This window comes from Mycobacterium sp. URHB0044 (assembly GCF_000620625.1).
Taxonomy (GTDB): domain Bacteria; phylum Actinomycetota; class Actinomycetes; order Mycobacteriales; family Mycobacteriaceae; genus Mycobacterium.
Genome location: NZ_JIAW01000012.1, coordinates 213085 through 239542 on the forward strand (window position 1 = coordinate 213085; position 26458 = coordinate 239542).

A 26458-nucleotide genomic window follows, 5' to 3' on the forward strand; every position below is an offset into this window, starting at 1 on the left:
AGGAGGGTTTGCGCATGGGTCGACTGTTCGGCACCGATGGGGTGCGCGGCGTCGCCAATCGCGATCTGACCGCCGAACTGGCGCTGGCCCTGGGTTCCGCGGCGGCTCGGCTCGGTACCTCGGGGAGGTCTCGGCGGCTGGCCGTCGTCGGCCGGGATCCGCGCGCCAGCGGCGAAATGCTGGAGGCCGCGGTCATCGCGGGATTGACCAGTGAAGGCGTCGACGCGATGCGGGTCGGCGTGTTGCCCACCCCCGCGGTCGCGCACCTCACCGGCGCCTATGACGCCGAGTTCGGCGTGATGATCTCCGCATCGCACAACCCGATGCCCGACAACGGCATCAAGATCTTCGGTCCGGGTGGACACAAGCTCGACGACGCCACCGAGGACCGCATCGAAGAGCTGGTCGGCGGCGGACCCGGTGCCCGGCCCGTCGGTTCGGGAATCGGCCGCGTGGTCGACGCCGAGGATGCCCTCGACCGCTATCTGCGCCACGTCGGCAAGGCCATCAGCACTCCTGCCGATGGGTTGACCGTCGTCGTCGACTGCGCGCACGGCGCCGCGTCGACGGCCGCACCGCAGGCCTACCGGGCCGCGGGCGCCAACGTCATCACCATCAACGCCGATCCCAACGGGTTGAACATCAACGACGGCTGCGGCTCCACACACATGGGCGAGCTGCAACAGGCCGTGCGCAGTCACGGAGCCCATCTCGGCCTCGCACACGACGGCGACGCGGACCGATGCCTGGCCGTCGACGCCGATGGCAGGGTGGTCGACGGGGACGCGATCATGGTGGTGCTCGCGCTGGCCATGCGTGATGCCGGTGAGCTCGCGTCGAACACCCTCGTGACGACCGTGATGAGCAACCTGGGGCTGCATCTGGCCATGCGCGCCGCGGGCATCGAGGTCCGCACCACCAGCGTGGGCGACCGCTACGTCCTCGAGGAACTGCGCGCCGGTGAATACTCGCTGGGCGGTGAGCAATCCGGTCACATCGTGATGCCGTCGATGGGCACCACCGGCGACGGCATCGTCACCGGGCTGCGGCTGATGTCGCGGATGGCGGAGACCCGGATGTCGTTGGCCGAACTCGCCGCGCCGATGCGCACCCTGCCGCAGGTTCTGATCAACGTCGCGGTCGCGGACAAGGCGACCGTCGCCGAGGCGCCATCCGTGCGCATCGCGGTGGCCGAGGCCGAGGCGCAGCTGGGCGACACCGGTCGAATCCTGTTGCGGCCGTCGGGAACCGAGCAGGTCGTCCGGGTCATGGTGGAGGCTGCCGACGAGGACACCGCCAGCCTTCTCGCGGCACGCGTCGCGGAGGCGGTCAGCGAACAGCGCTGACGCGGGAACCAAATGGGCCCGCGCCGCGTCCTAACTGGGCATGGGAGCAAGTGACGCCGCGCGCGTCGATGTCACGGCACTGCTCGACGTCGCCCGCGGGTACGACGCTCTGGCCGACGCCATCGAAGACGCCGTTCGGACGCACCTCGTCCGATTGTCGTTCGACGGTGCCGTCGCCGGCCGGTCGTACACCGCGCAAGGCAACGCCGTTCGGCACGCCGTGGAGAAGATCGGCGACGGGATGCGGCTGTGGTCCCGGGCGAGCGCCGAGATCGCTTCCGCGCTGCGGTCTTCCGCGGACCGATACGTCGAAGCCGATGCGCGCACCGCGCGACGGGTCAGCTAGCCGTGCCCGACGGAGGGGACGTGTCCGCGCGATTGGCCGCCGGGGCGCCTGCCGTGGAGCACACCGCTGCCTACGTGTCGGCGTGCCGTCAACTCGGCTACCAGCATCCGGATCTCACCGCACACCCCGCTCAGATACGCGATTGGTACGGCCACGACGACGGCCTCGATCTGCGGGCGTTGGATACCGACCGGACCGCGTTGTCGGCGGTGGCCACGGCTGCCGACGATGCGTTGCGGCGGCACGGCGATCTGACGGCGCAGCTGGCCGGCGCCTGGTCCGGTGGGGGCTCCGCCTCGGCAGGCGAATTCCTCCGGCGGCACGGCGAATCGGCTGACGCCGTGCGCGTCGGGCTGCATCGCGCCGTCGATGCCGTAGCCGCGTTGCGCGACGAGCTGTGGCGCGCCGTCGACACCAAGGTCGACGCCGTGCAGGACATCGACGACCGAAGCGTGGCGCAGCGTGCCGAGTGGCTGGCTGCGGCGCAGACCGTGACGACGGGCGCCGGTGACCGCGCGGCGGCCAGTGAGCTCGTCGACCAGCAGGTGAAACCGTTCGTGGACAACGACATCCGTTCGGATTGGCTGGCGGCGATGCGCCAGGCCGCCGCGTCCGCAACGGCGGCCTACGACGCGGCGATCGCCGAGCTCGACACGGCCGCCGCCAGCTTCGACGTGCCGGGGGAGATGGGGCCGAGGTGGGCTGAACCTGCGGCGACGTCCGACGCCGCCGCATCACCGCCAGCCGCCGCACCGATTTCGACGTTGTCCGCGGCGATGCCAGCCACCGCGACGATGCCGTCGGCTGCGCCCAGCTGGCAGCCCGCCGCCTTCGGGTCGCCGCCTGATGGCGCACCGAGTGCACCCGCCCCGTCCCCGGCACCGCCGGTCGACCCCTTACCCGCCACGGCATCCCAGCCACCGATGACACCGACACCACCGATGCCGTCCCTCGGTGACCTCGGTGGCGGCATGCCGTCGCTCGGAACGTCGGGCTTCGGGCAGCAGCTCGCCGACTTGATCGGTGGGCTGGTCGGCTCCTCGGAAGGTCTGACGCCCGACCAGCCGGAGATCGATCCGGCCGAGGAGATCGACGACGAACCCGACGATGAGACCGACGAGAGCGACGAAGGCGAGGAAGACACCGAACCCGCCGGCGCCGCAGAGGAATCCGACGAAGAACCGGACGACGAGGAGCCGACCGACGGGGACCCGATTCCACCGGACGAGACGGCCGTCGATCCCGAACCACCACCGGCTGAGACACCCGTGGCCCCGCCACCGCCGGAACCACCGATTCCGCCAGCCGTTCCCGAGGCCCTGCCCGAGGAGAAGACTCCGTGTGAGATCGCCGCGGACGAGCTGCCGCAGGTGGGCGAATGAATCAGATCGTTTCGTCGCGGCACGCCAAGGCCGCCGCGATGAATTCGTCGCGGGCCGGATTCGCCGCCGTCGCATCCCAGATCAGCGTGACCTGGCTCGGCCCGATGTCGTCGATCGGAATCACGCGGACGTCGGGCCGGCGGTAGAAGGCGGTAGTCGAGCGAGGGAGGATGACGAAGCCGTCCTGTGCGGCGACGCGTTCCAACTTCTCCTCCACGGTCGACGCCATCTTGCGCGTGGCGGCTCGGCGTTGCTCAGGGGTCGCGATCGCGTACCACTCCGGCACGGTGCTGGGATCCTGCAGCAGGGTGCGCGAGGCGAGGTCGGCGAGCCGCACCGATGCCTGCGACGCGAGTGGGTCGCCGCTGGGCAGTAGCGCGTCCCGCGGTTCCTCGAGAAGCGCCGCGGTACCCAGCCCGTGGTGGTCGATCGGTTCGCGGGCGTACACCAGGTCGACGTCGCCGCGCTTGACGACGTCGACCTGATCGGCCCAGCCCACCTGGATCACTCGGGCCCGACATGACGATTGGGTGGCCTCGAACTTGCGCACCGCCGCTGTTGCCAGCAATCCCGGCATGACGCCGACGGTCACCGTCACGGTCGGTGCGGCTGCCCGAACGAGCCTCTCCTGCAGAGCTTTCGACTCACGCAACATGAACCGTGCGTCGTCGAGGAGTTGTGCGCCCGCAGGGGTCAGTTCGGTGCCTCGCGAATCGCGGACGAACAGCTGAACCCCGAGTTCATCCTCGAACGACCGGATCTGGCGGGACAGCACCGGCTGTGCGATGTGGAGCCGCTGAGCGGCCCGGCCGAAGTTCAACTCCTCGGCCACCGCGACGAAGTACCTCAGCTTGCGCATGTCGAGGTCCGCCGTGCCCATACCTCCACGGTATCGCGCGGCGACCGAGAAAGTCTTGGACGGTGTGCGGCAGACGGCGGACCGTGGAGGCATGAGCCTGAAGAGCACCCGCGTCCTCGTCATCGGCGGCACCTCCGGCATCGGCCTGGGTGTCGCGACCGCCGTCGCAGAGCGTGGCGCCACTCCCATCGTGGCGTCGCGCCGGCAGTCAAGCGTGGACGGTGCGCTCGCGCATCTGCCGGAAGGCGCCCGTGGGGCCACCGTCGACCTCACCGACGAGGCATCGCTGAAGCGGTTGGTGAGCTACGTCGGAGACATCGACCATCTGGTGTTCACCGCAGGGGAGTCGCTGGAACTGACCAGCCTGGCCGACCTGACGCCAGCGCGCATCACCGGCTTCTTCCAAACCCGCTTCATCGGCGCATTGAGCGCGGTGCGGGCGTTCGCGCCGCACATCGCGAACGGCGGATCGATCACGCTCACCAGCGGCACCGCCGCCGAGCAACCCGGATTCGGCGCGCTGCCGGTGAGCCTGTGTGGCGCGATGAACGCCTTGACTACGGCGCTCGCCGTCGAGTTGGCGCCGATCCGGGTCAACGCGATCGCGCCTGGAGTGGTGCGCACCGGGCTGTGGGATGCGATGACCGATGGCGACCGCGAGACGATGTACGCCGCAGCGGCACAACGGCTTCCGCTCGGCCGGGTCGGTGAGGTCGACGACGTGGCGTTGGCCTACGTGTACTGCATGGAGCAGGCCTACGGAACGGGCGTCGTCCTCACGGTCGACGGCGGCACCGTGCTGGTCTGAGGGCCGACTTCGGCGTGTTCAGTCGCGGTGAACGCAACCGAACACGCCGAAATCGCTACGTGGCGTGGTGTATCGGTCTAACGACCGCGCGAACCGCCGGTGCTCGTCGTGTACGTCCGACCGGAACCGGAACCCGAGCCGCCGCCCTGGGGCCGCCTGCCGCGCCGCGATCCGTTGCCGGAGCGTGGGTTCGCGGCAGACCGGCCACCGCCGGAGCCGCCGGTGTGACTGCGCTGTCTCGGCGCCGACGACCGGCTCTCCGGAACGTCGAGAACCAACGGCTCACCGAAAGTACGCTCGCCCGGAGCGATCTCCTGCAGCACGGGATGCGAGGCGCCGCTGAACCGGGTGATCGTCGGCTTGACGCCGGCCTTGCGGGTCAGGGTGCGGACGTCGGACACCTGGCCGTCGATCATCAGCGTCACCACGGTGCCTTCGGCGCCGGCACGCGCCGTGCGGCCGGACCGGTGCAGGTACGCCTTGTGCTCAACGGGCGGATCGGCGTGCACGACGAGGCTGACGTCGTCGACGTGGATGCCGCGCGCGGCGATGTCGGTGGCGACCAGCACGGCGGCGGAACCGTCCGAGAACGCCGCGAGATTACGGGTACGGGCGTTCTGCGACAGATTGCCGTGCAGCTCGACCGCGGGCACGCCACGCGAGTTCAGCTTGCGCGCAAGGCCCTTGGCGCCGTGCTTGGTGCGGGCGAACATGATGGTGCGCCCGGGGGAGGCCGCCAGATCGGTGAGGACGTCGAAGCGCGACGCGTTGTCGACGTGCAGCACGTGGTGGACCATCGCGGTCACCGGTGACTGCTCGGAGTCGACGCTGTGCACCACGGGATCATGCAGGTAGCGCTTGATCAGCACGTCCACTCCGCCATCCAGCGTGGCGGAGAACAGCAGTCGCTGACCGTCCTTCGGCGTCTTGTCCATCAGTCGCTTGACCGGGGGCAGGAAGCCGAGGTCGGCCATGTGGTCGGCCTCGTCGAGCACGGTGATCTCCACCGCGGACAGGTCGGCGTGCCGGGACTGCATGTGGTCCTCGAGCCGGCCGGGGCAGGCGATGACGATGTCGACGCCCTCGCGCAGCTTGGCGATCTGCGGGCCGGGGCCGACGCCGCCGAAGATGGTGACCGACCGCAGGTTCATGGCCTTGGCCAACGGCGCAAGCGCGGCGTCGATCTGCGCGACCAATTCGCGGGTGGGGGCAAGGATCAGCGCACGGGGTCGATTGGCGCGGCGGGGGCTGTCGCTCTTCGCCAGGCGGGCGACGACCGGCAGCAGGAACGCGTAGGTCTTGCCGGAGCCGGTACGGCCACGGCCGAGCACGTCGCGGCCAGCCAGCGAATCCGGCAGCGTCGCAGCCTGAATCGGAAAGGCATTCTCGATGCCGTTGGCGGACATGGCGGCGACGACGGCCGTCGGGAGGTCGAAGTCGGCGAAGCTGGGCATGGTTGACCCAACGGACATGGGGACAGACAAGGTTGAAACTCCGAAAGTTGAAAGGTCGTCCTGCCCGGCGCGGGGGTATTCCCGCGGCGCTCGGTGTGACGATCGAACGGAGGGCGATGATGCGCCTCCGGCGAAGCGGCAAAAGGCAGAACAGACGATGCCGCTGAAGATCAGACTACCGGACGAAGGCCTTTCACCCGAATCACGAGACGAGCGTCACCAATTCCTCGACGTAGCGGTTCTGTTCGGCCGCGTCGACGGCGTAGGGATGCACCAGCAGCGTCGTGACCCCCGCCTCGGCGAATGCGGCGAGCCGTTCCTTGATGAACCCGCTGGGACCCACGAGCGAGGTATGGCGCACCAGGTCGTCGGGCACGGCCGCGATCGCCTCGGCCTTCTTGCCCGCGAGGTACAGATCCTGGATGTGGTTGGCGACGTCGCCGAAGCCGTAGCTGGTGGCCAGTGTGTGGTAGAAGTTCTTGCCCCGAGCGCCCATACCGCCGATGTACAGCGCCAGTTGGGGTTTCGCCCAGGCCAGCCGGTCCTCGAGATCGTCGCCGATGGCAAGGCCCGCCGAGACCATGACGTCCAGCGGGCCCAGCGCTGGGTCGCGCTTGGCGAAGCCGGCGCGCAGCGCGTCACCCCACACCGCGTCGGCCTTCTCGGGGTAGAAGAACACTGGCTGCCAGCCCTCGGCGATCTCGGCAGTCAGCTCGACGTTCTTGGGGCCCAGTGCGGCGATGTTGATCGGAATGCGCTCTCGCACTGGGTGGTTGATCAGGTGCAGCGACTTGCCAAGGCCCGTTCCGCGCCCTTCGGCCAAGGGCAGCTGGTAGTGCTTGCCGTCGTAGGAGACGTTCTCGCGGCGCCAGACCTGACGGCAGATCTCAACGACCTCGCGGGTACGGCCCATCGGGGCGTCGAACGGGACGCCGTGAAAGCCCTCGACCACCTGCGGGCCTGATGTCCCGATGCCGAGTCGGAATCGGCCGTCGGAGACGTAGTCGACGCCGGCCGCCGTCATGGCGAGCAGCGTCGGGGTGCGCGTGTAGATCGGCACGACGCCGGACCCGAGTTCGATAGTGGAGGTCTTGGCCGCCAGGTAGCCGAGCTGGCTGATGGCGTCGAAGGAGTAGGCCTCCGGGACGAGTGCGATGTCGACACCGCGCTTCTCGAACTCGACGACCTGCTCGGCAGCCTCGCGGAAGCCGTCGGTGTAGTTGAGGAAGATTCCGGTGCGCATCGTAGAGTTATACACCCAACCGGTTGGTTGGCTGCGGTCAGGGCTTCAAGAGGGCTCAGGGCTTCAACAGCGCGACGACTTTGTCCTCGAGCGCGGCCGGGTCATCGGAGAACGGATCGATGACGTCGGTCTTGGGTAGCCCGACCTCGGGGTCGGCGAAGTCGCGGTAGGTCTTGTCGCCGGTCAGCATGTAGAGAAGATAGCCGGTGGTCAGCGCGCGAACCCGCTTCTGCGTACCGCGGTCGGCCCCGGGAAGTCCGACGACCCTGGCCAGGCGACGGCCTTCGATCAGCCCGCCGGCCTTCACGTCGTCGACCGCGCGCAACGTCGCGGGCCTCCACACCCTCGCCAGCTCGACGGCGTTCGAACGCAGCGACATCGGATCGCCGGGGTCGGCGAGGATCAACCCGGGCACCTGCAGCGACAGCGCCGCCTCCTGGGCCGCCGGTTTCGACACCGTCGGGAAGAGTGCCACCGCCGCCTTGAGCCTGCCTGGCATGCCCGCGGCGGCGAAGACCGCCGCCGACCCGCCGAAACCATGTCCGACGACCCCCAGCTTGTTGGGATGCACGCTGATCTTGCCGGTACCCAGCCGCACGCCGGCGATGATGTCGACCGTGGTGCCCAGGTCGAAGGCCAGATTCAGCACCGATGGCGCGATGCTGGTCTCGGTGTGGGGCGCCGCCGCGACGATGCCCCAGGACGCCAGGTGCTCGAGGGTGCCGTCGTACCGGTCCGCGCCAGCCAGCCAGTCGTGGGCGAACGCCACCCCGGGCAGGTTCATCCCGGACTCGGGGGTGTACACCACGCCCGGCAGTCCGGCAAAGGCCAGGTCACCGCGCAGAACACGATGCGGCCCTCGTCGGGTCAACGCAGCGAAGAGCTTCTTCGTCTTGGCCACGCGTTGACCGTAGCTCGTGGACTGATGGCCGCGACCAGCTGTTGGGCACCACCGCCACCCCGCAGGGGGGTTTCGGGGCTGCGACTGCACTACCCTTGATGCTCGTGTGCGGAATCGTCGGCTACGTCGGACAGCGTCCTGCGCGCGGCATCGTCGTCGACGCGCTGCGCCGGATGGAGTACCGCGGGTACGACTCATCGGGCATTGCGCTGCTCGACGGCGCGGGCGGGCTGGCGGTCCGCCGCCGCGCAGGTCGCCTGGCCAACCTGGAGGCCGCGCTCGAGGGGACCGACGACGGCGTGCTCGCGGGCAGCACAGGCGTAGGGCACACCCGCTGGGCCACGCATGGCCGGCCGACGGACCGCAACGCCCACCCGCACCGCGACGCCGCAGGCAAGATCGCCGTCGTCCACAACGGGATCATCGAGAACTTCTCGGCGTTGCGCGCCGAACTGGAAGCGGCGGGCACCGAGTTCTCCAGCGACACCGACACCGAGGTGGCCGTCCACCTGGTCTCCGCGGCGTACCACCACGGCGACACCGCGGGCGACTTCCCGGCCTCGGTGCTTACCGTGCTGCGCCGCCTCGAGGGCCACTTCACCCTGGTGTTCGCCAATGCCGACGAGCCCGGCATGATCGTCGCCGCGCGCCGGTCCACCCCACTGGTGGTCGGCGTTGGCGACGGTGAGATGTTCATCGGCTCCGACGTCGCCGCGTTCATCGAGCACACCCGCGACGCCGTCGAACTCGGTCAGGACCAGGCCGTGGTGATCACCGCCGACGGCTACCGAATCACCGACTTCCACGGCAGCTCCGACGTCGACTTCCGTGAGTTCCACATCGACTGGGATCTGTCGGCCGCCGAGAAGGGCGGCTACGAGTACTTCATGCTCAAGGAGATCGCGGAGCAACCCGCCGCGGTCGCCGACACTCTGCTCGGCCACTTCGTCGACGGGCGCGTGGTGCTCGACGAGCAGCGCCTCTCCGATCAGGAGCTGCGCGAGGTCGACAAGGTCTTCGTGGTGGCATGCGGTACCGCGTATCACTCCGGTCTGCTCGCCAAGTACGCGATCGAGCACTGGACCCGACTGCCCGTCGAAGTGGAACTGGCCAGCGAATTCCGTTACCGCGATGCGGTTTTGGATCGCCACACACTGGTCGTCGCCATCTCGCAGTCCGGTGAGACCGCTGACACGTTGGAGGCCGTCCGGCACGCCAAGGAGCAGAAGGCCAAGGTGTTGGCGGTCTGCAACACCAACGGCAGCCAGATCCCGCGCGAGTGCGATGCGGTGCTGTACACCCGCGCCGGGCCCGAGATCGGCGTCGCGTCCACCAAGACGTTCCTCGCGCAGATCACGGCGAACTACCTCGTGGGTCTGGCGCTGGCGCAGGCGCGCGGCACCAAGTACCCCGACGAGGTGTCGCGCGAGTACCACGCGCTCGAAGCCATGCCGGATCTGGTCGCCCGCGTGCTGACCTGCATGGAGCCCGTCGCGGAGCTCGCGCACCGGTTCGCCAAGTCGCCCACCATCTTGTTCCTCGGACGTCACGTCGGCTACCCCGTCGCGCTCGAGGGTGCGCTCAAGCTCAAGGAATTGGCGTACATGCACGCCGAGGGTTTCGCGGCAGGCGAGCTCAAGCACGGGCCGATCGCGCTGATCGACGAGGGCCTGCCCGTCATCGTCGTGATGCCGTCGCCGAAGAACGCCGCGATGCTGCATTCCAAGCTGCTGAGCAACATCCGCGAGATTCAGGCCCGTGGCGCCGTCACCATCGTGATCGCTGAGGAAGGTGACGACACGGTGCGCCCCTACGCCGATCACCTGATCGAAATCCCCGCGGTGTCAACGCTGTTCCAGCCGCTGCTCTCGACCATCCCGCTGCAGGTGTTCGCCGCCGAGGTGGCCAGGGCCCGCGGCTACGACGTCGACAAGCCGCGCAACCTGGCCAAGTCCGTCACCGTCGAGTAGTGCCCCGGCTCGGCCACTTCCGCAGCGGGCGCGCGTTCGACCACTTCCGCGCCGTGTACGACGCAGCCCTGGCGCAGCTGCCGCCGTTCGACGAGAGCGTGGACGTGTCAACGTCTTTCGGTGCCGTTCGGGTCTACCGCTTCGGCGCTGCCGAGGAATCCCCTCCGGTGGTGCTGCTGCCGGGCCGCAACGCATCGACGCCGATGTGGCGCGCGAACCTGCCGTCGCTGATCGGGCAGCGCACCGTCTACTGCCTGGACCTGCTGGGTGAAGCCGGGATGAGCGTGCAGACGCGCCCGCTGACCGGCCCCGAGGATCAAGCGGCGTGGGTCGACGAAACGCTGGCCGGCCTCGGGTTGGATCGTGCCCACTTGATGGGGGTGTCGATCGGCGGATGGACCGCGACGAACTGTGCCGTGCACCGGCCGGACCGGGTCGCGTCGCTGACGTTGCTCGACCCGGCGATGACCTTCGCGCGAATTCCGGTCCGCGCCGTGGTGGTGTCCGCAGCGCTGTTCCTGCCCGTTCCAGAAGTGTTGCGGCGCAGCGTGTTCAGCTGGATCTCCGGTGGCGCGCCGGTGGACGAGAGCGTGCCGGAGGCGGAGTCGCTGTCCGCGGCGAGCGCGGACTTCGTGCTGCGCGCACCGATGCCCAAGGTGTTCACCGACGACCAGTTGCGCTCGGTCCGGATGCCCGTGCTCGCCTTGCTGGCCGGCCGCAGCGTCATGCACGACGCCGCCCGCGCCGCCGCAAGGGCGCGAAACCTGTTGCCGTACGGGCAGCTCGAACTATGGCCAGACGCGTCGCACGCCATCAACGGCGAATACCCGGGTGAGATCGCCGAAGTGGCTGCTGCCTTCTGGCGCGGTGTGGACGGAGCCGGTTCCGAACCGATTTAGGCCAGCCGGGCGAGTTTGTCGGCCGTATCGCTGCCGGGTATGGCGTGGTAGATCTGCAGGTGCTGACCGTCGGAGTCGGGGATGACGAATCGGTTGCGGCGCAGATGCAGCTCACCGACCACGGGATGGCGCATGTGGCTGGTACCCGCTGGGCGGTGCCCCACATCGGCTCGGGTCCAGAGCATGTCGAAACGGGGGCTGCTGGCCCGAAGTTCGTCGACGATGACGTCCAGGCGAGGATCGTTGGCTTCGCCACCCGCGATTTGGCGCAAACCGCTCACCACACCGTGGGTGGCATCGTCCCAATCGGCGTGCAGGTCACGCTCGGACGGATCGAGGAAGAGTTGCCGCAGAAGGTTTTTGCCGGGCGTGAAGTTGGGCGAGAGCGCGCGGGCCAAACCATTCGACGCGAGGCAGTCCAGGCATCGTCCGGCGACGAAGGCCGGCACGGAAAGCTGATCCACCAGGCTGACGATCTCGTCGCCGACGCGCTCGACGCCGGTGTAGGTGGGTCGGTCATCGCGCGCGAGTTCGTGAAGATGTGCTGTCGCCGCGGCATCCAGACGAAGTGCTCGCGCGAGCGCGTCGAGGATCTGTGCCGACGGATGGGCGTTGCGGCCTTGCTCGATGCGCAGGTAGTAGTCGGCGCTGATACCCGCGAGGGCAGCCAACTCTTCGCGACGTAGCCCGTCGACGCGCCGGCGTGGGCCGGGGACGAGCCCGGCATCTTCTGGACGGATCCGGCCGCGCCGCAGTTTGAGGTACTCGCCGAGTGCGTTCCCGCTGGCCACGACCACAGCGTAGCCAAGGGTGGGTTTGCCAGTACCCAGGATCAGCCGGACGTACCGAAGATCCTGCTTGCCGTCCAAGACTCAATGGTGAGCGCGCCGAAATCGGCGCAACGGACGACGGAGGGCAGTGCGATGACTGATCCGGCGATTGCCGATCTCGTGCAGGTGATCGCGCACGAGCGTGAGGGGCGTGACCGAGGCTGGTGGGATCAGATGGCTGGCTGCTACCACGCCGATTCGCAGGTGCGATCGATGTGGTTCACCGGTAGCGGGCGTGACTTCGCCGCAGCCTCCCGCGGGATGGCTGCGCGCGGAGACCATTCCAGGCATCGCCTATCGGTCCCCAGCGTCCACCTGCACGGTGCGCGCGCCGTCGTCACCATGCCCATGGCCATCGAGTTCCGCATCGAGTTGCACGGCGTCTGCGCGGACCTCGTCAGCTATGCCCGCGGCATCTATCGGCTCGAGCGGAGAAACGACCAGTACAGGATCTGCGATCTGTCGACCATCTACGAGCGCGACACGCTGACGCCCGTGGTGCCCGGCGACGCGATTCCCATCGACCGGCAACGCCTGGAGGCGATGCCCGCAAGTTATCGAATGCTGGCCTACTACTTCAGCGTTCGAGGATACGACGTCAACCCGGACATGCCCGGTGACGATCGACCGGCGTCGGCCGACGCGCTGCTTGCCGAGGCCTTCGACTGGCTCAACCACAACACATCGGAAAAGGAGAACAAGAAATGACCACGACACTGATCACCGGAGCGAACAAGGGACTCGGCTTCGAGACCGCCCGCCAATTGATCGCCGCCGGCCACACCGTCTACCTCGGGTGCCGCGACCCGCAGCGTGGGCAAGCGGCGGCTCAGCAGCTGGGTGCTCGACTCGTTCAGCTCGACGTGACCGATGCCGAATCAGTCGCCGCCGCAGCGCAACTCATCGACGAAATGGGCGGCCTCGACGTCCTGGTCAACAATGCCGGCATCGAAGGCCGCGGCGATGGCAACGCCATCATCGACGCCGGGTCAGTCACCGCCGATATGATGGGAGAGGTCTTCGACACCAACGTCTTCGGCGTCGTCCGCGTGACGCACGCCTTCCTGCCGCTGCTGCAACGATCGCCTGCGCCCGTGGTGGTCAACGTCAGTAGCAGCCTCGGATCGTTGAGTATGGCCCAAGCGCCGGAGAGTCCCACCTACTTCTATCCCGGCGTTGCCTACCCTGCGTCGAAGTCAGCGGTCAACATGATCACGGTCCAATTCGCCAAGCAATTCCCGCAGATGCGGATCAACGCCGTCGAACCGGGCTACACCGATACCGACCTCAACGGGCATACCGGCACGCAAACCGTCGAAGAGGGTGCCCGCATCATCGTCGCGATGGCTCAGACTGCGCCCGACGGGCCGACGGGCGGCTACTTCTCCGCCCATGGCCCGGTGCCATGGTGACGCGTTAGAAGGTGCACTTGCCTGACGGCACCAGCTGGATCGGGACTGCCGGCGGCAGGGGGCTCGCCCCGACGGGCGACAGGGCATCCATCACGAGCACGACGTAGCGCCGCCAGCCGTCGCCCTGTGGGTCCATGCTCGGCAGGACTCCGGCGAGCATTCCCATCATCGTGTGGATGTCCTGGGGGACGAGATCGGGCCGGAAGACGCCGGCCTCTTGTCCGCGCTGCACGAGCAGGGTCAGCGAGTCGAGGATGGGCGCCGTGACTTCGGCCGTGAGAGTGCCCGCGTTGTTCGCCGCGGCCAAGGTGTGCTGCTCGCGCGCCACCATGGCCATGGTGGCCTCCATCAGGGCGGCAAGCCCGCGCTTGGGATCGTCGTCGGCGAGCGCCTTCTCGATGGCGGGGGAGAGCTGCTCGGCGATGCTCTGCTCGAGCGCCGCCCGGACCAGTTCCTCCTTGTTCGGAAAGCGGCGGTAAAGGGTGGCGATGCCGACGCCCGCCCTACGGGCAATGTCATCGAGCGTGGCGTCGGGCCCGTTCTTGGCGTAGACCTCCCGCGCCGCCCGCGCGATCCTCTCCGAGTTGCGCGCAGCGTCGGCACGAAGCGGGCGCGAGACATCGGTGACCACGGCCACAGACTAGCAACCGATAGTTGACTATCGCTACGGGGTAGGGTTCGCTTGGGCTAGATAACCGATAGTCGAGTATCGGTTATTGCCTGAACCCACTGACGAGGAGACGCGACGCCATGACAGAGACACTCGGCCTCATCGGCAGCGGAATGATCGGCAGCGCCCTGGCCCGCCTCGCCGTCGACTCCGGCCTCGACGTCGTCGTGAGCAACTCACGCGGCCCCGACACGCTCAGTGATCTCGTCGCCGAACTCGGAATGCAGGCACGCGCCGGCACGCCGGCCGAAGCAGCGGAGGCCGGCGACGTCGTCGTTGCGACCATCCCGCTCAACGCCTACCAGCGACTGTCGGCCGACGAGCTGGCAGGCAAGGTCGTGATCGACACGATGAACTACTACCCGCAGCGCGACGACCGCATCGCCGAGCTCGACGCCGGCGAAGCCACCAGCAGCGAGCTGGTGCAGCGCCACCTCTCCCGCTCCCGAGTGGTCAAGGCGTTCAACAACATCGACTTCCGTCGCCTGTTCACCCTCGCCCTGCCGTGGGGCACCCCCGACCGCAGTGGCCTGCCCATCGCCGGTAACGACGCCGTGGCCAAGGCCGAGGTAGCCCAGCTTCTGGACGTGCTCGGCTACGACGCCGTCGACATCGGCACGCTCGCCGACAGCTGGCGCAGCGAACCCGGCACGCCGGTCTACTGCCTGCCGTACTTTCCCGCGTCCCGGCCCGAGGGCGCCAGCCCGCACGAGGCGTTCCGCTGGTTCTTCGAGACGCCGGGGGTCGCCGTGTCCGCCGACCGCGTCGGGGAGCTGGCCGCCAGCGCTGTTCGCGGCCCGGCCGGCGGACTGCTCCCGGAGGACATGGCCGTAGGCGCCGGCTTCAACCTGGCGCGCTCGTAGCCCTCTGGCGGATCGGGTTGGATCCCGCGAGTTTCGTTGCGTTGGGAAGGGGCATGCGACGGGGATCACCCACCGACCGTCGAAGGGAGAATCGTGGTCGACCCGTCGAACCACAGCATGCGCCCGCCCCGCGCCGGCCCACGGGTCATCGGCGGTGAGGAACTCACCCGATGGAGATCCGTGCACCCAAGCTGGTCGACCGACGGCCACCGCCTGCAGCGAGTCGTCGGTCTGCCGGGCCTGCGGCTGGCGCCGCTGAACCGCGAGTTCGAAGTGGCCCAGCGAATGGTCAACCATCGCGGCGTTCTTCGGCAAACGGAGGACGGCTTCGCGTGCACGCTGTCGACGACGTCGGTCGATCGGGTCACCGAGCTCGACCTGCAACTGGCGGCGTTGGTCGACGACATGGTCGAGGCCATCGGTTCGGGCGGCTGACGCTCGGCTGTCAATTCCGGTGTCGAGGGCCACGAACGGCCTTCGGCATGGAATCCTGATCCCCGATGCGGCATTACTACACCGCCGACGCGATACGCGCCGCCGAAGCGCCACTACTGCGAAGCCTGCCCGATGGCGCCCTCATGCGCCGTGCCGCCCATGGCCTGGCTGCCGCCGTCGCCCGTGAACTCACCTCCCGTGCCGGTGCGATCGCCGGGCGGCGGGTGTGCGCCGTCGTCGGCTCCGGGGACAACGGCGGTGACGCGCTGTGGGCCGCGACGTTCCTGCGTCGGCGCGGGGTGAGCGCCGCCGCCGTCGTACTGAACCCCGACCGCGTGCACGCCGCGGCGCTGGCGGCATTCACCAAGACGGGTGGCCGCGTCGTCCAAAACGTGCCAGCAGGAACGGATCTCGTGATCGACGGCGTCGTCGGGATTTCCGGATCCGGACCGCTGCGCCCCGCCGCGGCCGAGGTGTTCGCCGCCGTCGACGCCGCGGGAATTCCCGTCGTCGCGGTGGACCTACCCAGCGGCATCGACGTCGCGACCGGAGCGACGGACGGGCCGTACGTCCACGCCGTCCTGACCGTGACGTTCGGTGGACTCAAACCGGTTCACGCCCTTGGTGATTGCGGGCGCATCGAGCTGATCGACATCGGTCTCGACCTGCCCGACAGCGACGTGGTCGCCGTCGACGCAGCCGACGTCGCCGCGCGGTGGCCGGTGCCGGGAGTGTCCGACGACAAGTACAGCCAGGGCGTCACCGGGGTTTTGGCCGGCTCGTCGACCTACCCGGGCGCGGCGATCCTTTGCACCGGCGCCGCGGTCGCGGCCACGTCGGGCATGGTCCGCTATGCGGGAACCGCGGCGCATGAGGTGGTCTCGCACTGGCCCGAGGTCATCGCCACCACGAGCGTGAGTGCCGCAGGCCGGGTGCAAGCGTGGGTGGTGGGTCCGGGCCTCGGCACCGACGAGGCAGGCGCCGCGGCACTGTGGTTCGCCCTGGACACCGATCTGCCCGTGATCGTCGACGCCGACGGGCTGACCATCCTCGCCGCCCACCCCGAACTGGTTGCCAACCGAGCGGCGCCGACCGTATTGACCCCGCACGCAGGCGAATTCGCGCGGCTGGCCGGACACCCGCCTGGCAACGATCGCGTCGCGGCCACGCGCAGGCTCGCCGACGAGCTCGGCGTGACGGTGTTGCTCAAGGGCAACGTCACGGTCATCGCCGAACCGGGCTCGGCGGGACGGGTTCATCTCAACCGTGCGGGCGGATCGTGGGCGGCTACCGCGGGGTCGGGCGACGTGCTGTCCGGTGTCATCGGCGCGCTGCTCGCCGCCGGTCGGCCGCCGGGCGAGGCCGCGGCGATGGCGGCGTTCGTACATGCGCGGGCGGCCAACCTGTCCGCCGCCGACCCCGGGCCGAGGCCCGCCCCGACGTCGGCCTCCCGCATCCTCGGTCATCTCCGTGCCGCGATCGCCGGCCTCTAGAACGTTCAACGAAGGGAATCTCCATGGCATCCAGGCACACCCCGACACCGTCGATCAGCCCCGCCTACACCGGACGGCTCTCCACTTCGCCCATCCCGACGCTGCGGATGCCCGAAGAATGCATGGACCCGCAGGCGGCCTATCGGTTCATCCACGACGAACTCATGCTCGACGGCAGCTCGCGGCTCAACCTCGCCACCTTCGTCACCACGTGGATGGATCCCGAGGCCGAGAAGTTGATGGCCGAGACCTTCGACAAGAACATGATCGACAAGGACGAGTACCCGGCGACCGCGGCCATCGAGCAGCGCTGCGTGTGCATGGTTGCCGACCTCTTCCACGCCGAGGGGCTGCGCGACGACGACCCCGCTACCGGGATCGGTGTCTCCACGGTCGGGTCCAGCGAGGCCGTGATGCTGGCCGGGCTGGCGCTCAGCTGGCGCTGGCGGCAGCGCTTCGGCAAGGACTGGCGCAGCCGCAGGCCGAACCTGGTGATGGGGTCCAACGTGCAGGTGGTCTGGGAGAAGTTCTGCCGGTACTTCGACGTCGAACCCGTCTATCTGCCGATGGAGGAGGGCCGCTACGTCATCACGACCGAACAGGTGCTCGCGGCGGTCAACGAAGACACCATCGGCGTCGTCGCGATCCTCGGCACCACGTTCACGGGTGAACTGGAACCGATCGCGGAGATCTGCGCGGCCCTGGACAAGCTGGCCGCCAACGGGGGTCCAGACGTTCCTGTGCACGTGGACGCGGCCAGCGGAGGCTTCGTGGTGCCGTTCCTGCATCCCGACCTCGTCTGGGACTTCCGCCTGCCCCGCGTCGTGTCGATCAACGTCAGCGGCCACAAGTACGGCCTGACCTATCCGGGGATCGGCTTCGTGGTGTGGCGCAGCGCCGAGCATCTGCCCGAGGAACTGGTGTTCCGGGTCAACTACCTGGGCGGCGACATGCCGACGTTCACGCTGAACTTCTCGCGCGGCGGCAACCAGGTCGTGGGGCAGTACTACAACTTCCTGCGACTCGGCAGGGCGGGATACACCCAGGTCATGACCTGTCTGTCGCAGACCGCGCGGTGGCTGGGCGACCAATTGCGCGAAAGCGAGCACTTCGAGGTGATCTCGGACGGGTCGGCCATCCCGGTGATCAGCTTCCGGCTCACGGGCGACCGCGGATACACCGAGTTCGACGTGTCGCACGCGCTGCGGTCCTACGGCTGGCAGGTGCCCGCCTACACGATGCCCGACGACGCCACCGACGTCGCCGTGCTGCGCGTGGTGGTGCGGGAGGGCTTCTCGGCGGACCTGGCGCGGGCGCTCAAGGACGACATCATCAGCGCCTTGAAGAGCCTCGACGAGCTCAAACCGCAGGGGCACTTCGACCAGCTGCAACCCTTCGCGCACTAGCCCCGACGGCCCCTGGTGCCGCCCTCTGGGACAATCGGCGGTGGTGACATGACCATGCAGACAACCGAGATCACGACGTCGAACCCCACGCCTCAGGCGGTGGTCGACCTCGACGCCATCCAGCACAACGTTCGCCTGCTGCGCGAACACGCCGGTTCCGCCCAGGTGATGGTCGTGGTGAAGGCCGACGGCTACGGCCACGGCGCCACCCAGGTCGCCAAGGCTGCGCTCGACGCCGGTGCGTCGGAGATCGGCGTGGCGACGCTCGACGAGGCGCTGGCGCTGCGGCGCGACGGCGTCACCGCCCCGCTGCTGGCGTGGCTGCACACCCCGGGAACGGACTTCGGCCCGGCGTTGACCGCGGGCGTTCAGATTGCGGTCTCGTCGGCGCGCCAACTCCACGCCCTGCTCGACGCCGCTGCGCGCACCGGGCGTACCGCGATCACGACGGTCAAGGTGGACACCGGACTGAACCGCAACGGTGCCGGCCGCGCGGAGTTCGCCGCGATGCTGCCGATGCTGGCACGGGCCCGCATCGACGGTGCGATCCGGCTGCGGGGCATCATGTCCCATTTGGCGTGCGGCGACGATCCGGCCAGTCCGGTCAACGACCTTCAGGCCCAACGTTTCTCGGAGTTCCGTGCCCATGCGCAAGAGGCCGGCGTGCAGTTCGACATCGCCCATCTGTCCAACTCGCCTGCGGCGCTGACCCGGCCCGATCTGGCCTACGACATGGTCCGTCCCGGCATCGCCGTCTACGGCCAGACCCCGATCCCGGCGCGCGGCGACATGGGTCTGCTGCCCGCGATGACGCTGAAATGCCCTGTTGTGATGGTGCGTTCGATCAAGGCGGGCGACGGCGTCTCGTACGGGCACACCTGGATCGCCGACCGAGACACCACGGTGGCGCTGCTGCCGCTCGGCTACGCAGATGGCGTCTTCCGCACGCTCGGCGGACGCATCGACGTGACGATCAACGGGCGGCGCAGGCGCAGCGTCGGACGTGTTTGCATGGACCAGTTCGTCGTCGATCTCGGGCCTGGACCGGTCGACGTCGCCGAGGGCGACGACGCCATCCTCTTCGGGCCGGGGCTGGATGGTGAGCAGACTGCGCAGGACTGGGCCGAACTGCTCGGCACCATCAACTACGAGGTGGTCACCAGTCCGCGAGGCCGGGTCGTTCGGGCCTACCGCGGTGGCGGCGCAGGCGATTCATCGGGCGCGAGCCGTTGAGCGACAAGGAACTTCGCAAGGAGATCGCCAAGACGAACACCGGTCGCTGGCTGGCGGGTGCAGCCGGCCTGGCCGCCGTCGGCAGCGTGGCCGGGGTGTCGGTCGCTCGGGCCGTCACGCGACGCACCACCGACGACGATCCCCACCACGGGGAGGACTTCGGACTGCTCGACGCCGACCGCAGCTACGTGGTGACCACACCCGACGGGGTGCCCCTCGCCGTCCGGGAGGTCGGGCCGGCCGACGCGCCGCTCACCGTCGTGTTCGCACACGGCTTCTGTCTACGGATGGGCGCCTTCCACTTTCAGCGGGCACGGCTGACCGCGCAGTGGGGTCCGCAGGTCCGGATGGTGTTCTACGACCATCGCGGCCACGGCCAGTCCGGCGACGCCCCGTCCGACACCTTCACCGTCTCCCAACTCGGCCAGGACCTGGAGGCCGTGCTGGCGGTGATGGCCCCGCGCGGACCCGTGGTGCTGGTCGGGCACTCCATGGGCGGCATGACCGTGCTTTCGCATGCCCGCCAGTACCCCAAGCGGTACGGCAACCGGATCGTCGGCGTCGCGCTGATTTCCTCGGCCGCAGAAGGGGTTTCGCGTTCCCCGCTGGGGGAGATCCTGCGAAACCCGGCGCTCGAGGCGGCCCGGTTCGCGGTGCGGTACGCACCCAAGACGGTCCATCGCACGCGCGGCGCGGCCCGTTCGGTGATCGGGCCGATCCTGCGCGCGGCGTCCTACGGCGACGAGAAGATCAGCCCCAGCGTCGTCGCGTTCTCCGAGAAGATGATGCACGACACGCCCATCGCGACCCTCGTCGGATTCCTGCACGCGCTGGAGGTGCATGACGAGACACCCGCTCTGAAGACGCTGGCCAAGATCCCGACCCTCATCGTGTGCGGTGACCGCGACCTGCTCACCCCCAAGGAGTACTCCGAATCGATGGCGGAGGCGCTGCCCAAGTCCGAGTTGTTGATCATCGGCGGCGCAGGGCATCTGGTCCAGTTGGAGCAGCCCGAGCTGGTCGACGACGCGCTGGTGCGGCTCGTCGAGCGCGCGACGCCTTCCAAGCTCGTCGCGATCACCCGGCGGCTACGCGATCGGGCGCGCAACCATGGCTGAGATCCTCGAAGGCACCGCCGAACTGCCGACCGCGGCGGACACTGTCGCGTTCGGTGCGCGCCTCGGCGCCGACCTGCGCGCAGGCGACGTGGTGGTGCTGTCCGGTCCACTCGGTGCGGGAAAGACGGTGCTGGCCAAGGGAATCGCGCAGGCCATGGACGTCGAGGGCGCTGTGACGTCGCCGACGTTCGTGTTGGCCCGCGTCCATCCGGCGCGGCGGCCAGGCACACCGGCGCTGGTGCACGTCGACGTCTACCGCCTGCTCGATCACGCCGGCGCGGACCTGCTGGCCGAACTCGACTCGCTCGACCTCGACACCGACCTCGACGGTGCCGTGGTGGTGGTCGAATGGGGAGAGGGCCTGGCGGAACGCCTCTCCGAGCGTCATCTCGACATCCGGCTCGAGCGCGACACCGAGACCGACGTGCGCACGGCGGTGTGGCGATGGAGCCATCCGTGATGACCTCGATCGTGCTGGCCATCGACACCGCCACCCCCGCCGTGACCGCCGGGGTGATCAGGCGTGGACCGTCCGGTGTCGAGGTTCTCGCCGAACGCGTCACCCTCGACGCGCGTGCCCATGCCGAGAAATTGACGCCAAACGTGTTGGGCGTCTTGGCCGATGCCGGACTCGCGATGGGCGACCTCGGTGCCGTCGTCGTCGGGTGCGGGCCGGGACCGTTCACCGGCCTGCGCGTGGGCATGGCGACGGCTGCTGCGTATGCGCACGCACTGAACCTGCCGGTGTACGGCGTCTGCAGCCTCGACGCCATCGGCGTGGACACCACGGGTGAGGTGCTGGTGGTGACCGATGCCCGCCGACGCGAGGTGTACTGGGCGCGCTATCGCGACGGTGTCCGGTTCGACGGGCCTGCCGTCAGCGCACCCGGCGACGTGCCCACCGACGTGGAGGCGGTCGCCGGTTCACCCGACCATGCCGGGCTGTTCGAGCTGCCGCGTCAGACGCCCACCTATCCGACGGCGTCGGGGCTGGTGCGCGCGGTGGATTGGGCGGCGCCACCCGAGCCGCTGATCCCGTTGTACTTGCGGCGCCCGGACGCCAAGCCCCGCAGCGAGGCGAACAAGTGACGGTCGAGTACGGCGAGCTGGCCGTCGGCGATGCCGACCGGTGCGCCGAACTCGAGGCGCAACTGTTCCCCGGAGACGATCCCTGGTCGGCGATCGCGTTCGTGCGCGAACTCGAGTCCAAGCACAACCACTACGTCGCCGCGCGGGTCGATGGCGTCCTGGTGGGGTATGCCGGGATCAGCCGGCTGGGCCGGAAACCGCCGTATGAGTACGAGATTCACACCATCGGTGTCGATCCCGACTTTCAGGGTCGGGGCATCGGCCGCGAACTGCTCGACCGTCTGTTGGCCATCGCGTCCGGCGGCGTGGTGTTCCTCGAGGTGCGCACCGACAACGCTGCCGCCCTCGGGCTGTACCAGAGCGCCGGTTTCGTCAACGTGGGCCTGCGCAAGCGGTACTACCGTGTCAGCGGGGCCGACGCGTACACGATGCGGAGGGAGGCGCAATGATCATCCTGGCCATCGAGAGTTCCTGCGACGAGACCGGTGTCGGCATCTGCGAGCTGGCGGCCGACGGCGCCATCACGCTCCTTGCCGACGAGGTGGCTTCCAGCGTCGACGAGCACGCCCGGTTCGGCGGCGTCGTACCCGAGATCGCGTCGCGCGCACATCTGGAGGCGTTGGGCCCCACCATGCGTCGGGCCTTGGACGCGGCGGGCGTGGCCAAGCCGGACGTCGTGGCCGCCACCATCGGACCCGGGTTGGCCGGTGCGTTGTTGGTCGGCGTCGCGGCGGCCAAAGCCTATGCGGCCGCGTGGGAGGTGCCGTTCTACGCAGTGAACCACCTCGGCGGGCACCTGGCAGCGGACGTCTACGAGCATGGACCGCTGCCGGAGAGCGTCGGCCTGCTGGTCTCCGGCGGGCACACCAACCTGCTGCACGTGCGGTCGCTCGGTGAGCCGATCGCCGAGCTGGGAAGCACGGTCGACGACGCGGCAGGGGAGGCCTACGACAAGATCGCCCGGCTGCTGGGGCTTGGCTATCCGGGCGGCAAGGTGCTCGACGACCTGGCCCGCACGGGGAACCGGGATGCCATCGCGTTCCCGCGCGGCATGACGGGGCCCCGCGACGCGCCCTACGCGTTCAGCTTCTCCGGCCTCAAGACCGCGGTGGCCCGCTACGTCGAAAGCCACCCCGATGCGTCGACCGCCGACGTGGCGGCGGGCTTCCAGGAGGCGGTGGCCGACGTACTGACCCGCAAGGCGGTGCGCGCCGCCACCGAGCTCGGAGTGTCGACGCTGTTGATCGCGGGCGGTGTCGCGGCGAATTCGCGGTTGCGTGAACTGGCCGAAGAACGCTGCGCGGCAGCGGGTTTGACGTTGCGCATTCCCCGGCCGCGGTTGTGTACCGACAACGGGGCGATGATCGCGTCGTTCGCCGCACACCTCATAGCTGCGGGTGCGCCGCCGTCGCCGCTGGACGTGGCGAGTGACCCCGGTCTGCCGGTGGTGAAGGGACAGGTCGGATGAACGCCTACGAGTCGGTCGCCGAGTTGGCGGCCAAGATGGCCATCACCGAACTGCTCTACCGCTACGCCGAACTGATCGATGTGGGTGACTTCGACGGCGTCGGCGCACTGCTTGGTCGGGGCAACTTCATGGGCGTCTCGGGCGCCGAGAAGATCGCCAAGCTGTTCGTCACGACCACCCGCCGCTTTCCCGAGCATGGAAACACCCCGCGGACTAGGCATTTGGTGCTCAACCCGATCGTGGAAGTCGACGGCGCCACCGCCAGGTCGCGCTCGACGTTCTGCGTTGTCCAGGCGACCGAAACCATTCCGCTGCAGCCGATCGTCGTCGGCCGGTACGCCGACACCTTCGCAAGCGACCCCGACCTCCCCGCGGGTTGGTACTTCACCGAGCGGACGGTGGACCTACAGATGGTCGGGGACGTTTCCGACCACCTGCTGATCGATCCGAAGCAGTTCGGGTAGCCGCCTCAGAACGGTGGCTGCCTGACCCTGCCGCGGATTTACGCTCCTTAGTGGGACGAGGGCCTCTCGGCCATTCGCGCACAGTGCGCCGTCGTCGCCTCAAATGTCTTCCGCAGTCTTCCGCCAAGTATTCGGGCGGCAATCGAAGCCAAGGGGCCGGTGAAGACGGTGCGCTCGGTGATCAAGGTGCCCGAGTCGGTTGGCTCGATGAGATGATCGATGGTCTGCGTCAAACCGGGCGCTTTCGCCACACCCGTCCACGATGTCGGCGGTTCGATTCGGGTGACGGTCGATGTCAGCGGAGGATAGCCCTTGACCCGAGTCGTGATCTTCGCCCCAACTGCGAACGGGCCGTCGATCTTGGCCGTCGCAATGACGTCACCGGCCCATTCGGCGGGGTTCGTCCATACCGCCCACACATCCTCCGCGCTCGCCGAGGAGCGGGCCGACCCGCTGAACGGGCCTTGCAAGTCACCCATGTCGGCCATCTTCCCTCGCCGAGCGACGCCGCTGGCTCAAACGGGAAACCCCGCGTCGTCGACCCTGTCGACTGCGCCACTGCCACGTCGCGGTCGACGTTCTGCATTGTCCAGGCGACCGAAACCGTGCCGCTGAAGCCCATCGTTGTCGGCCGGTACGCCGGCAGCAACGACGGTACGGACGGTCGTCGACCTACAGATGGTCGGCGATGTTTCCGACTACCTGCTGATCGATCCGAACCAGTTCGGGTAGCCGCCTCAGAACGGCGGTTGCGCATCGAGTGCGGCGGCTGCGTTCTCGGCTTCGTTGCGTCGACGTTCGTCGTCGATTCGGTATTGGCGGTCTTGGGCGCGGGTGGTCTTGCGTCGTGGCATGGTCAGCCCAGCGGTGTGTGCCGTGGGGGTGTCGGTCACGGTGACTGGTGCGGTGGGCAGACTCAGGCTGGGGAAGAGCAGGCGGCTGCCGGGCTGGGTGGTGTAAGTCTGGCCGGATGGCGAGGTCCAGATGACATCGCCGTCAGGGAGCTGCTGGTCTCGCCAACCACATGGCCCGCCCCAGAAGGTCTTCAACAAATGGTGAAACCTGCATAGGCACTTGAGGTTTGACGCGCTGGTGGGCCCCAGCGGGTGGGCGATCGTGTGGTCGACGTCGCAGCGATTCGCGGGCACGGTGCAGTGCGGGAAGCGACATGTCAGGTCGCGGCAGCGCACGAAGTCTGCCAGCTTCCTCGATGGTGTGTAGCGGAGTTCGGGTGGTGCGTTGCCAGGGTGCACGACCGGCACGATCTTGGCGTGCAGGGCGGCGCGAGCGACGACGGGTCCGGGTAGCAGCGGGCCGCCGATGATCACTCCCGGCGGGGTGGCTAGCGGTTCGCCGGGATCGGCGTTGCACTCCGCGTAGACCTCGGCCAGCGTCATCTCTCGCAGTGGCTTGCTGAACATTGGCGGTGATTCGCCGTCGAGGGAGGCGTGCTGAGCGGCCGCATCGGCAGCCACTCGATCGGACTCGTGCCGGGCGTCGTCGGAAGCGGCAATGCTGGTCTCGGTCGTGTCCGCGTCCGCGTCGTTCTCTTCCGCTTCCGCTTCCGCGTCCGCGTCGGCGTCGGCGTCGGTGTCGTCCGCTTCCGCGTCGTCGGTCTCGGCCGTGGGCGGATCAGCGGGGGTGGCACCGCCGTCGGGCTGGTCGGGGCACGCAGCAGGTGTGGGTGGCGCGACGGAGTCGGCGTTGGCGACGACGTATACGACGACCGTGCTGGGGACGCTGGTGGCACCGAGGCAGTCGTCGCGGCCGCAGAGGCAGATCAATCGGTCTTGGCCGTGTCCTATGGCGCCCATGGCGTCGGAGCGGCGTTGGTCGCGGGTGCGGGGATCGTGCGCGCACAGGGTGGAGGCCATCGCGTCGAGTCGTTGGTCGAACGCGGCGGCATCGGTGGCGAACAGGGTGGCCCACAGCGTCGCCATTCCGGAGTCGTCGTCGACGAAGACGTCGACGGCGCGGCCGCGGGCCTTCTCCTGGGTCCGGCGCAGGGCGTAGGGGTCGTGCGTGGCGATGAGGGCGTCGATGGCCTGGTCGGTCTTGTCCATCGACATCGCACCCCACCCCTGGACCATGGCGGCGAGCTCGGTGTCGACTGCGCGCAGGGCGTCGGGATCCTTGATCAGTCCGGTGCGGCGCACGATGGTGGCGATCAGGCGGTAGCCGATCAGTCCGTCGTGGAACAGCGCGGAGATCGTGGGGAGGCGGTCGCGCAGGGCGGTGCCGATCAGCAGCAGATGGGAGGCGACTCCTGGTGTGAGCTGTTGGCTGGCGCCGATCTCGGCGCATGCTGCTCCCCAGTTATCGAGGCACCACTGGTCGCGGTTCGCTGATCCGTCTGCGGCGTGCAGGGCATCGAGCATGGTGACCATGCCGGCCAACCGGCGTGCGCAGGCGGCGTTTTCGACCCGTGCCCACGCCAGGGTCGCGGCGGCACCCGAGGTGCCGGCGTGTGATGTCTCGGGACATCGGTGACAGTTCTGTATCAGGACTTTGGTGACAGTAGGTGTGTCAGGACTTCGGTGACGCTTCGTCGTCTTTGGCGCGTGGGCCGCGGGGTCGGCCGTTGCCGACGTATTTGACGCCGGGTGCGGGTCGGGTTCGTTCGGCGAGGACCTCGCCGTCCAGATCGGTGATGATGATGTTGTCGCCGTCACTGACGACGAGAACCTGTTGAAAGGCGTATTGGGCACCGACCTTGTAGGCGACTGAGTTCAGTCCGATGTTGCCCACCGCGCTGACCGTTCGGGCGCA

Annotated in this window: 26 protein-coding genes and 2 pseudogenes; 19 read left to right on the top strand and 9 right to left on the bottom strand. The window is 68.7% G+C overall.

Annotated features, from left to right (window positions below):
* Positions 1-14 precede the first annotated feature (14 nt).
* From glmM to N536_RS0123685, 3 genes are read left to right on the top strand one after another with little or no spacing between them, the layout of a single operon-like run.
* Positions 15-1346, top strand: a complete 1332-nt coding sequence (gene glmM / locus N536_RS0123675) for a phosphoglucosamine mutase (RefSeq protein WP_029115880.1) — start codon at positions 15-17, stop codon at positions 1344-1346.
* 40 nt (positions 1347-1386) lie between these two features.
* The gene (locus tag N536_RS0123680) at positions 1387-1692 is read left to right on the top strand and encodes a type VII secretion target (RefSeq protein ID WP_029115881.1); all 306 of its coding nucleotides are present in this window, start codon (positions 1387-1389) and stop codon (positions 1690-1692) included.
* Positions 1693-1712: 20 nt separating this feature from the next.
* On the top strand, positions 1713-3074 hold the full coding sequence (locus N536_RS0123685) for a hypothetical protein (RefSeq protein ID WP_231514611.1): 1362 nt from the start codon (positions 1713-1715) through the stop codon (positions 3072-3074).
* Between the two features lies 1 nt (position 3075).
* Here N536_RS0123685 and N536_RS0123690 read toward each other — a convergent pair whose 3' ends face one another.
* Positions 3076-3954: a LysR family transcriptional regulator gene (locus N536_RS0123690; protein ID WP_029115883.1), complete on the bottom strand. Its 879-nt coding sequence runs from the start codon at positions 3952-3954 to the stop codon at positions 3076-3078.
* Between the two features lie 70 nt (positions 3955-4024).
* Here N536_RS0123690 and N536_RS0123695 point away from each other — a divergent pair, with 70 nt between their 5' ends.
* On the top strand, positions 4025-4741 hold the full coding sequence (locus N536_RS0123695) for an SDR family oxidoreductase (RefSeq protein WP_029115884.1): 717 nt from the start codon (positions 4025-4027) through the stop codon (positions 4739-4741).
* A 77-nt stretch (positions 4742-4818) separates the two neighbouring features.
* Here the strand turns inward: N536_RS0123695 and N536_RS39290 are convergent, their stop codons facing one another.
* The 3 genes from N536_RS39290 to N536_RS0123710 form a co-directional block, all read right to left on the bottom strand.
* Positions 4819-6195 carry a DEAD/DEAH box helicase gene (locus N536_RS39290; protein ID WP_051574720.1) on the bottom strand — a complete coding sequence of 459 codons (1377 nt, stop codon included), beginning with the start codon at positions 6193-6195 and terminating at the stop codon, positions 4819-4821.
* Between the two features lie 202 nt (positions 6196-6397).
* A complete protein-coding gene (locus tag N536_RS0123705) occupies positions 6398-7438 on the bottom strand; it encodes an LLM class F420-dependent oxidoreductase (protein WP_029115885.1) in 1041 nt (346 codons plus the stop codon).
* A gap of 55 nt (positions 7439-7493) precedes the next feature.
* Entirely contained in the window at positions 7494-8339 is an 846-nt protein-coding gene (locus N536_RS0123710) for a dienelactone hydrolase family protein (RefSeq protein WP_029115886.1), read from the bottom strand.
* Between the two features lie 104 nt (positions 8340-8443).
* Between N536_RS0123710 and glmS the strand changes: the two genes are divergently transcribed.
* Positions 8444-10309 (top strand): glutamine--fructose-6-phosphate transaminase (isomerizing), encoded by a 1866-nt coding sequence (gene glmS / locus N536_RS0123715; protein ID WP_029115887.1) that lies wholly within the window; start codon positions 8444-8446, stop codon positions 10307-10309.
* Positions 10309-11208, top strand: coding sequence for an alpha/beta fold hydrolase (locus N536_RS0123720; RefSeq protein ID WP_029115888.1), 900 nt, complete (start codon positions 10309-10311; stop codon positions 11206-11208). Before glmS ends, N536_RS0123720 begins: the two co-directional genes overlap by 1 nt.
* On the opposite strand, the gene N536_RS0123725 is transcribed toward N536_RS0123720, so the two are convergent.
* Positions 11205-11999 carry a helix-turn-helix domain-containing protein gene (locus tag N536_RS0123725; protein ID WP_029115889.1) on the bottom strand — a complete coding sequence of 265 codons (795 nt, stop codon included), beginning with the start codon at positions 11997-11999 and terminating at the stop codon, positions 11205-11207. The two genes, N536_RS0123720 and N536_RS0123725, sit on opposite strands and share 4 nt — an antisense overlap.
* Before the next feature lie 132 nt (positions 12000-12131).
* On the opposite strand from N536_RS0123725, the gene N536_RS39295 reads away from it, so the two are divergent.
* Both N536_RS39295 and N536_RS0123735 read left to right on the top strand, forming a co-directional pair.
* The gene (locus N536_RS39295; protein WP_051574721.1) at positions 12132-12746 is read left to right on the top strand and encodes a nuclear transport factor 2 family protein; all 615 of its coding nucleotides are present in this window, start codon (positions 12132-12134) and stop codon (positions 12744-12746) included.
* The gene (locus tag N536_RS0123735; protein ID WP_029115890.1) at positions 12743-13450 is read left to right on the top strand and encodes an SDR family oxidoreductase; all 708 of its coding nucleotides are present in this window, start codon (positions 12743-12745) and stop codon (positions 13448-13450) included. Before N536_RS39295 ends, N536_RS0123735 begins: the two co-directional genes overlap by 4 nt.
* 4 nt (positions 13451-13454) lie before the next feature.
* Here the strand turns inward: N536_RS0123735 and N536_RS0123740 are convergent, their stop codons facing one another.
* Positions 13455-14081: a TetR/AcrR family transcriptional regulator gene (locus tag N536_RS0123740; RefSeq protein WP_231514612.1), complete on the bottom strand. Its 627-nt coding sequence runs from the start codon at positions 14079-14081 to the stop codon at positions 13455-13457.
* A gap of 119 nt (positions 14082-14200) precedes the next feature.
* Here N536_RS0123740 and N536_RS39300 point away from each other — a divergent pair, with 119 nt between their 5' ends.
* From N536_RS39300 to N536_RS0123795, 11 genes and pseudogenes are all read left to right on the top strand, one after another.
* Positions 14201-14983 (top strand): NADPH-dependent F420 reductase, encoded by a 783-nt coding sequence (locus N536_RS39300; protein WP_051574722.1) that lies wholly within the window; start codon positions 14201-14203, stop codon positions 14981-14983.
* A gap of 93 nt (positions 14984-15076) precedes the next feature.
* Positions 15077-15418 (top strand): hypothetical protein, encoded by a 342-nt coding sequence (locus N536_RS39305; RefSeq protein ID WP_029115892.1) that lies wholly within the window; start codon positions 15077-15079, stop codon positions 15416-15418.
* A 65-nt stretch (positions 15419-15483) separates the two neighbouring features.
* Positions 15484-16911 (top strand): NAD(P)H-hydrate dehydratase, encoded by a 1428-nt coding sequence (locus N536_RS0123755; RefSeq protein ID WP_029115893.1) that lies wholly within the window; start codon positions 15484-15486, stop codon positions 16909-16911.
* Between the two features lie 27 nt (positions 16912-16938).
* Positions 16939-18317 (top strand): annotated as a pseudogene (locus N536_RS0123760) (glutamate decarboxylase); the annotation flags it as partial.
* Positions 18318-18371: 54 nt separating this feature from the next.
* A complete protein-coding gene (gene alr, locus N536_RS0123765; protein WP_029115895.1) occupies positions 18372-19550 on the top strand; it encodes an alanine racemase in 1179 nt (392 codons plus the stop codon).
* A gap of 23 nt (positions 19551-19573) precedes the next feature.
* Positions 19574-20668 (top strand): alpha/beta fold hydrolase, encoded by a 1095-nt coding sequence (locus tag N536_RS0123770; protein ID WP_029115896.1) that lies wholly within the window; start codon positions 19574-19576, stop codon positions 20666-20668.
* A complete protein-coding gene (gene tsaE, locus N536_RS0123775; protein WP_029115897.1) occupies positions 20661-21128 on the top strand; it encodes a tRNA (adenosine(37)-N6)-threonylcarbamoyltransferase complex ATPase subunit type 1 TsaE in 468 nt (155 codons plus the stop codon). The genes N536_RS0123770 and tsaE overlap by 8 nt, the downstream gene beginning before the upstream one ends.
* The gene (tsaB, locus tag N536_RS0123780) at positions 21128-21757 is read left to right on the top strand and encodes a tRNA (adenosine(37)-N6)-threonylcarbamoyltransferase complex dimerization subunit type 1 TsaB (RefSeq protein ID WP_029115898.1); all 630 of its coding nucleotides are present in this window, start codon (positions 21128-21130) and stop codon (positions 21755-21757) included. Before tsaE ends, tsaB begins: the two co-directional genes overlap by 1 nt.
* The gene (gene rimI, locus N536_RS0123785) at positions 21754-22206 is read left to right on the top strand and encodes a ribosomal protein S18-alanine N-acetyltransferase (RefSeq protein ID WP_029115899.1); all 453 of its coding nucleotides are present in this window, start codon (positions 21754-21756) and stop codon (positions 22204-22206) included. The genes tsaB and rimI overlap by 4 nt, the downstream gene beginning before the upstream one ends.
* Positions 22203-23225, top strand: coding sequence for a tRNA (adenosine(37)-N6)-threonylcarbamoyltransferase complex transferase subunit TsaD (tsaD, locus tag N536_RS0123790; protein WP_029115900.1), 1023 nt, complete (start codon positions 22203-22205; stop codon positions 23223-23225). The genes rimI and tsaD overlap by 4 nt, the downstream gene beginning before the upstream one ends.
* The gene (locus N536_RS0123795; protein WP_029115901.1) at positions 23222-23689 is read left to right on the top strand and encodes a nuclear transport factor 2 family protein; all 468 of its coding nucleotides are present in this window, start codon (positions 23222-23224) and stop codon (positions 23687-23689) included. The genes tsaD and N536_RS0123795 overlap by 4 nt, the downstream gene beginning before the upstream one ends.
* Before the next feature lie 47 nt (positions 23690-23736).
* On the opposite strand, the gene N536_RS0123800 is transcribed toward N536_RS0123795, so the two are convergent.
* The 3 genes and pseudogenes from N536_RS0123800 to N536_RS42300 form a co-directional block, all read right to left on the bottom strand.
* The gene (locus N536_RS0123800) at positions 23737-24168 is read right to left on the bottom strand and encodes an SRPBCC family protein (protein ID WP_029115902.1); all 432 of its coding nucleotides are present in this window, start codon (positions 24166-24168) and stop codon (positions 23737-23739) included.
* Between the two features lie 258 nt (positions 24169-24426).
* Positions 24427-26193 (bottom strand): DUF222 domain-containing protein, encoded by a 1767-nt coding sequence (locus N536_RS39310; RefSeq protein WP_369798465.1) that lies wholly within the window; start codon positions 26191-26193, stop codon positions 24427-24429.
* A gap of 22 nt (positions 26194-26215) precedes the next feature.
* Positions 26216-26458 (bottom strand): annotated as a pseudogene (locus tag N536_RS42300) (IS481 family transposase); the annotation flags it as partial.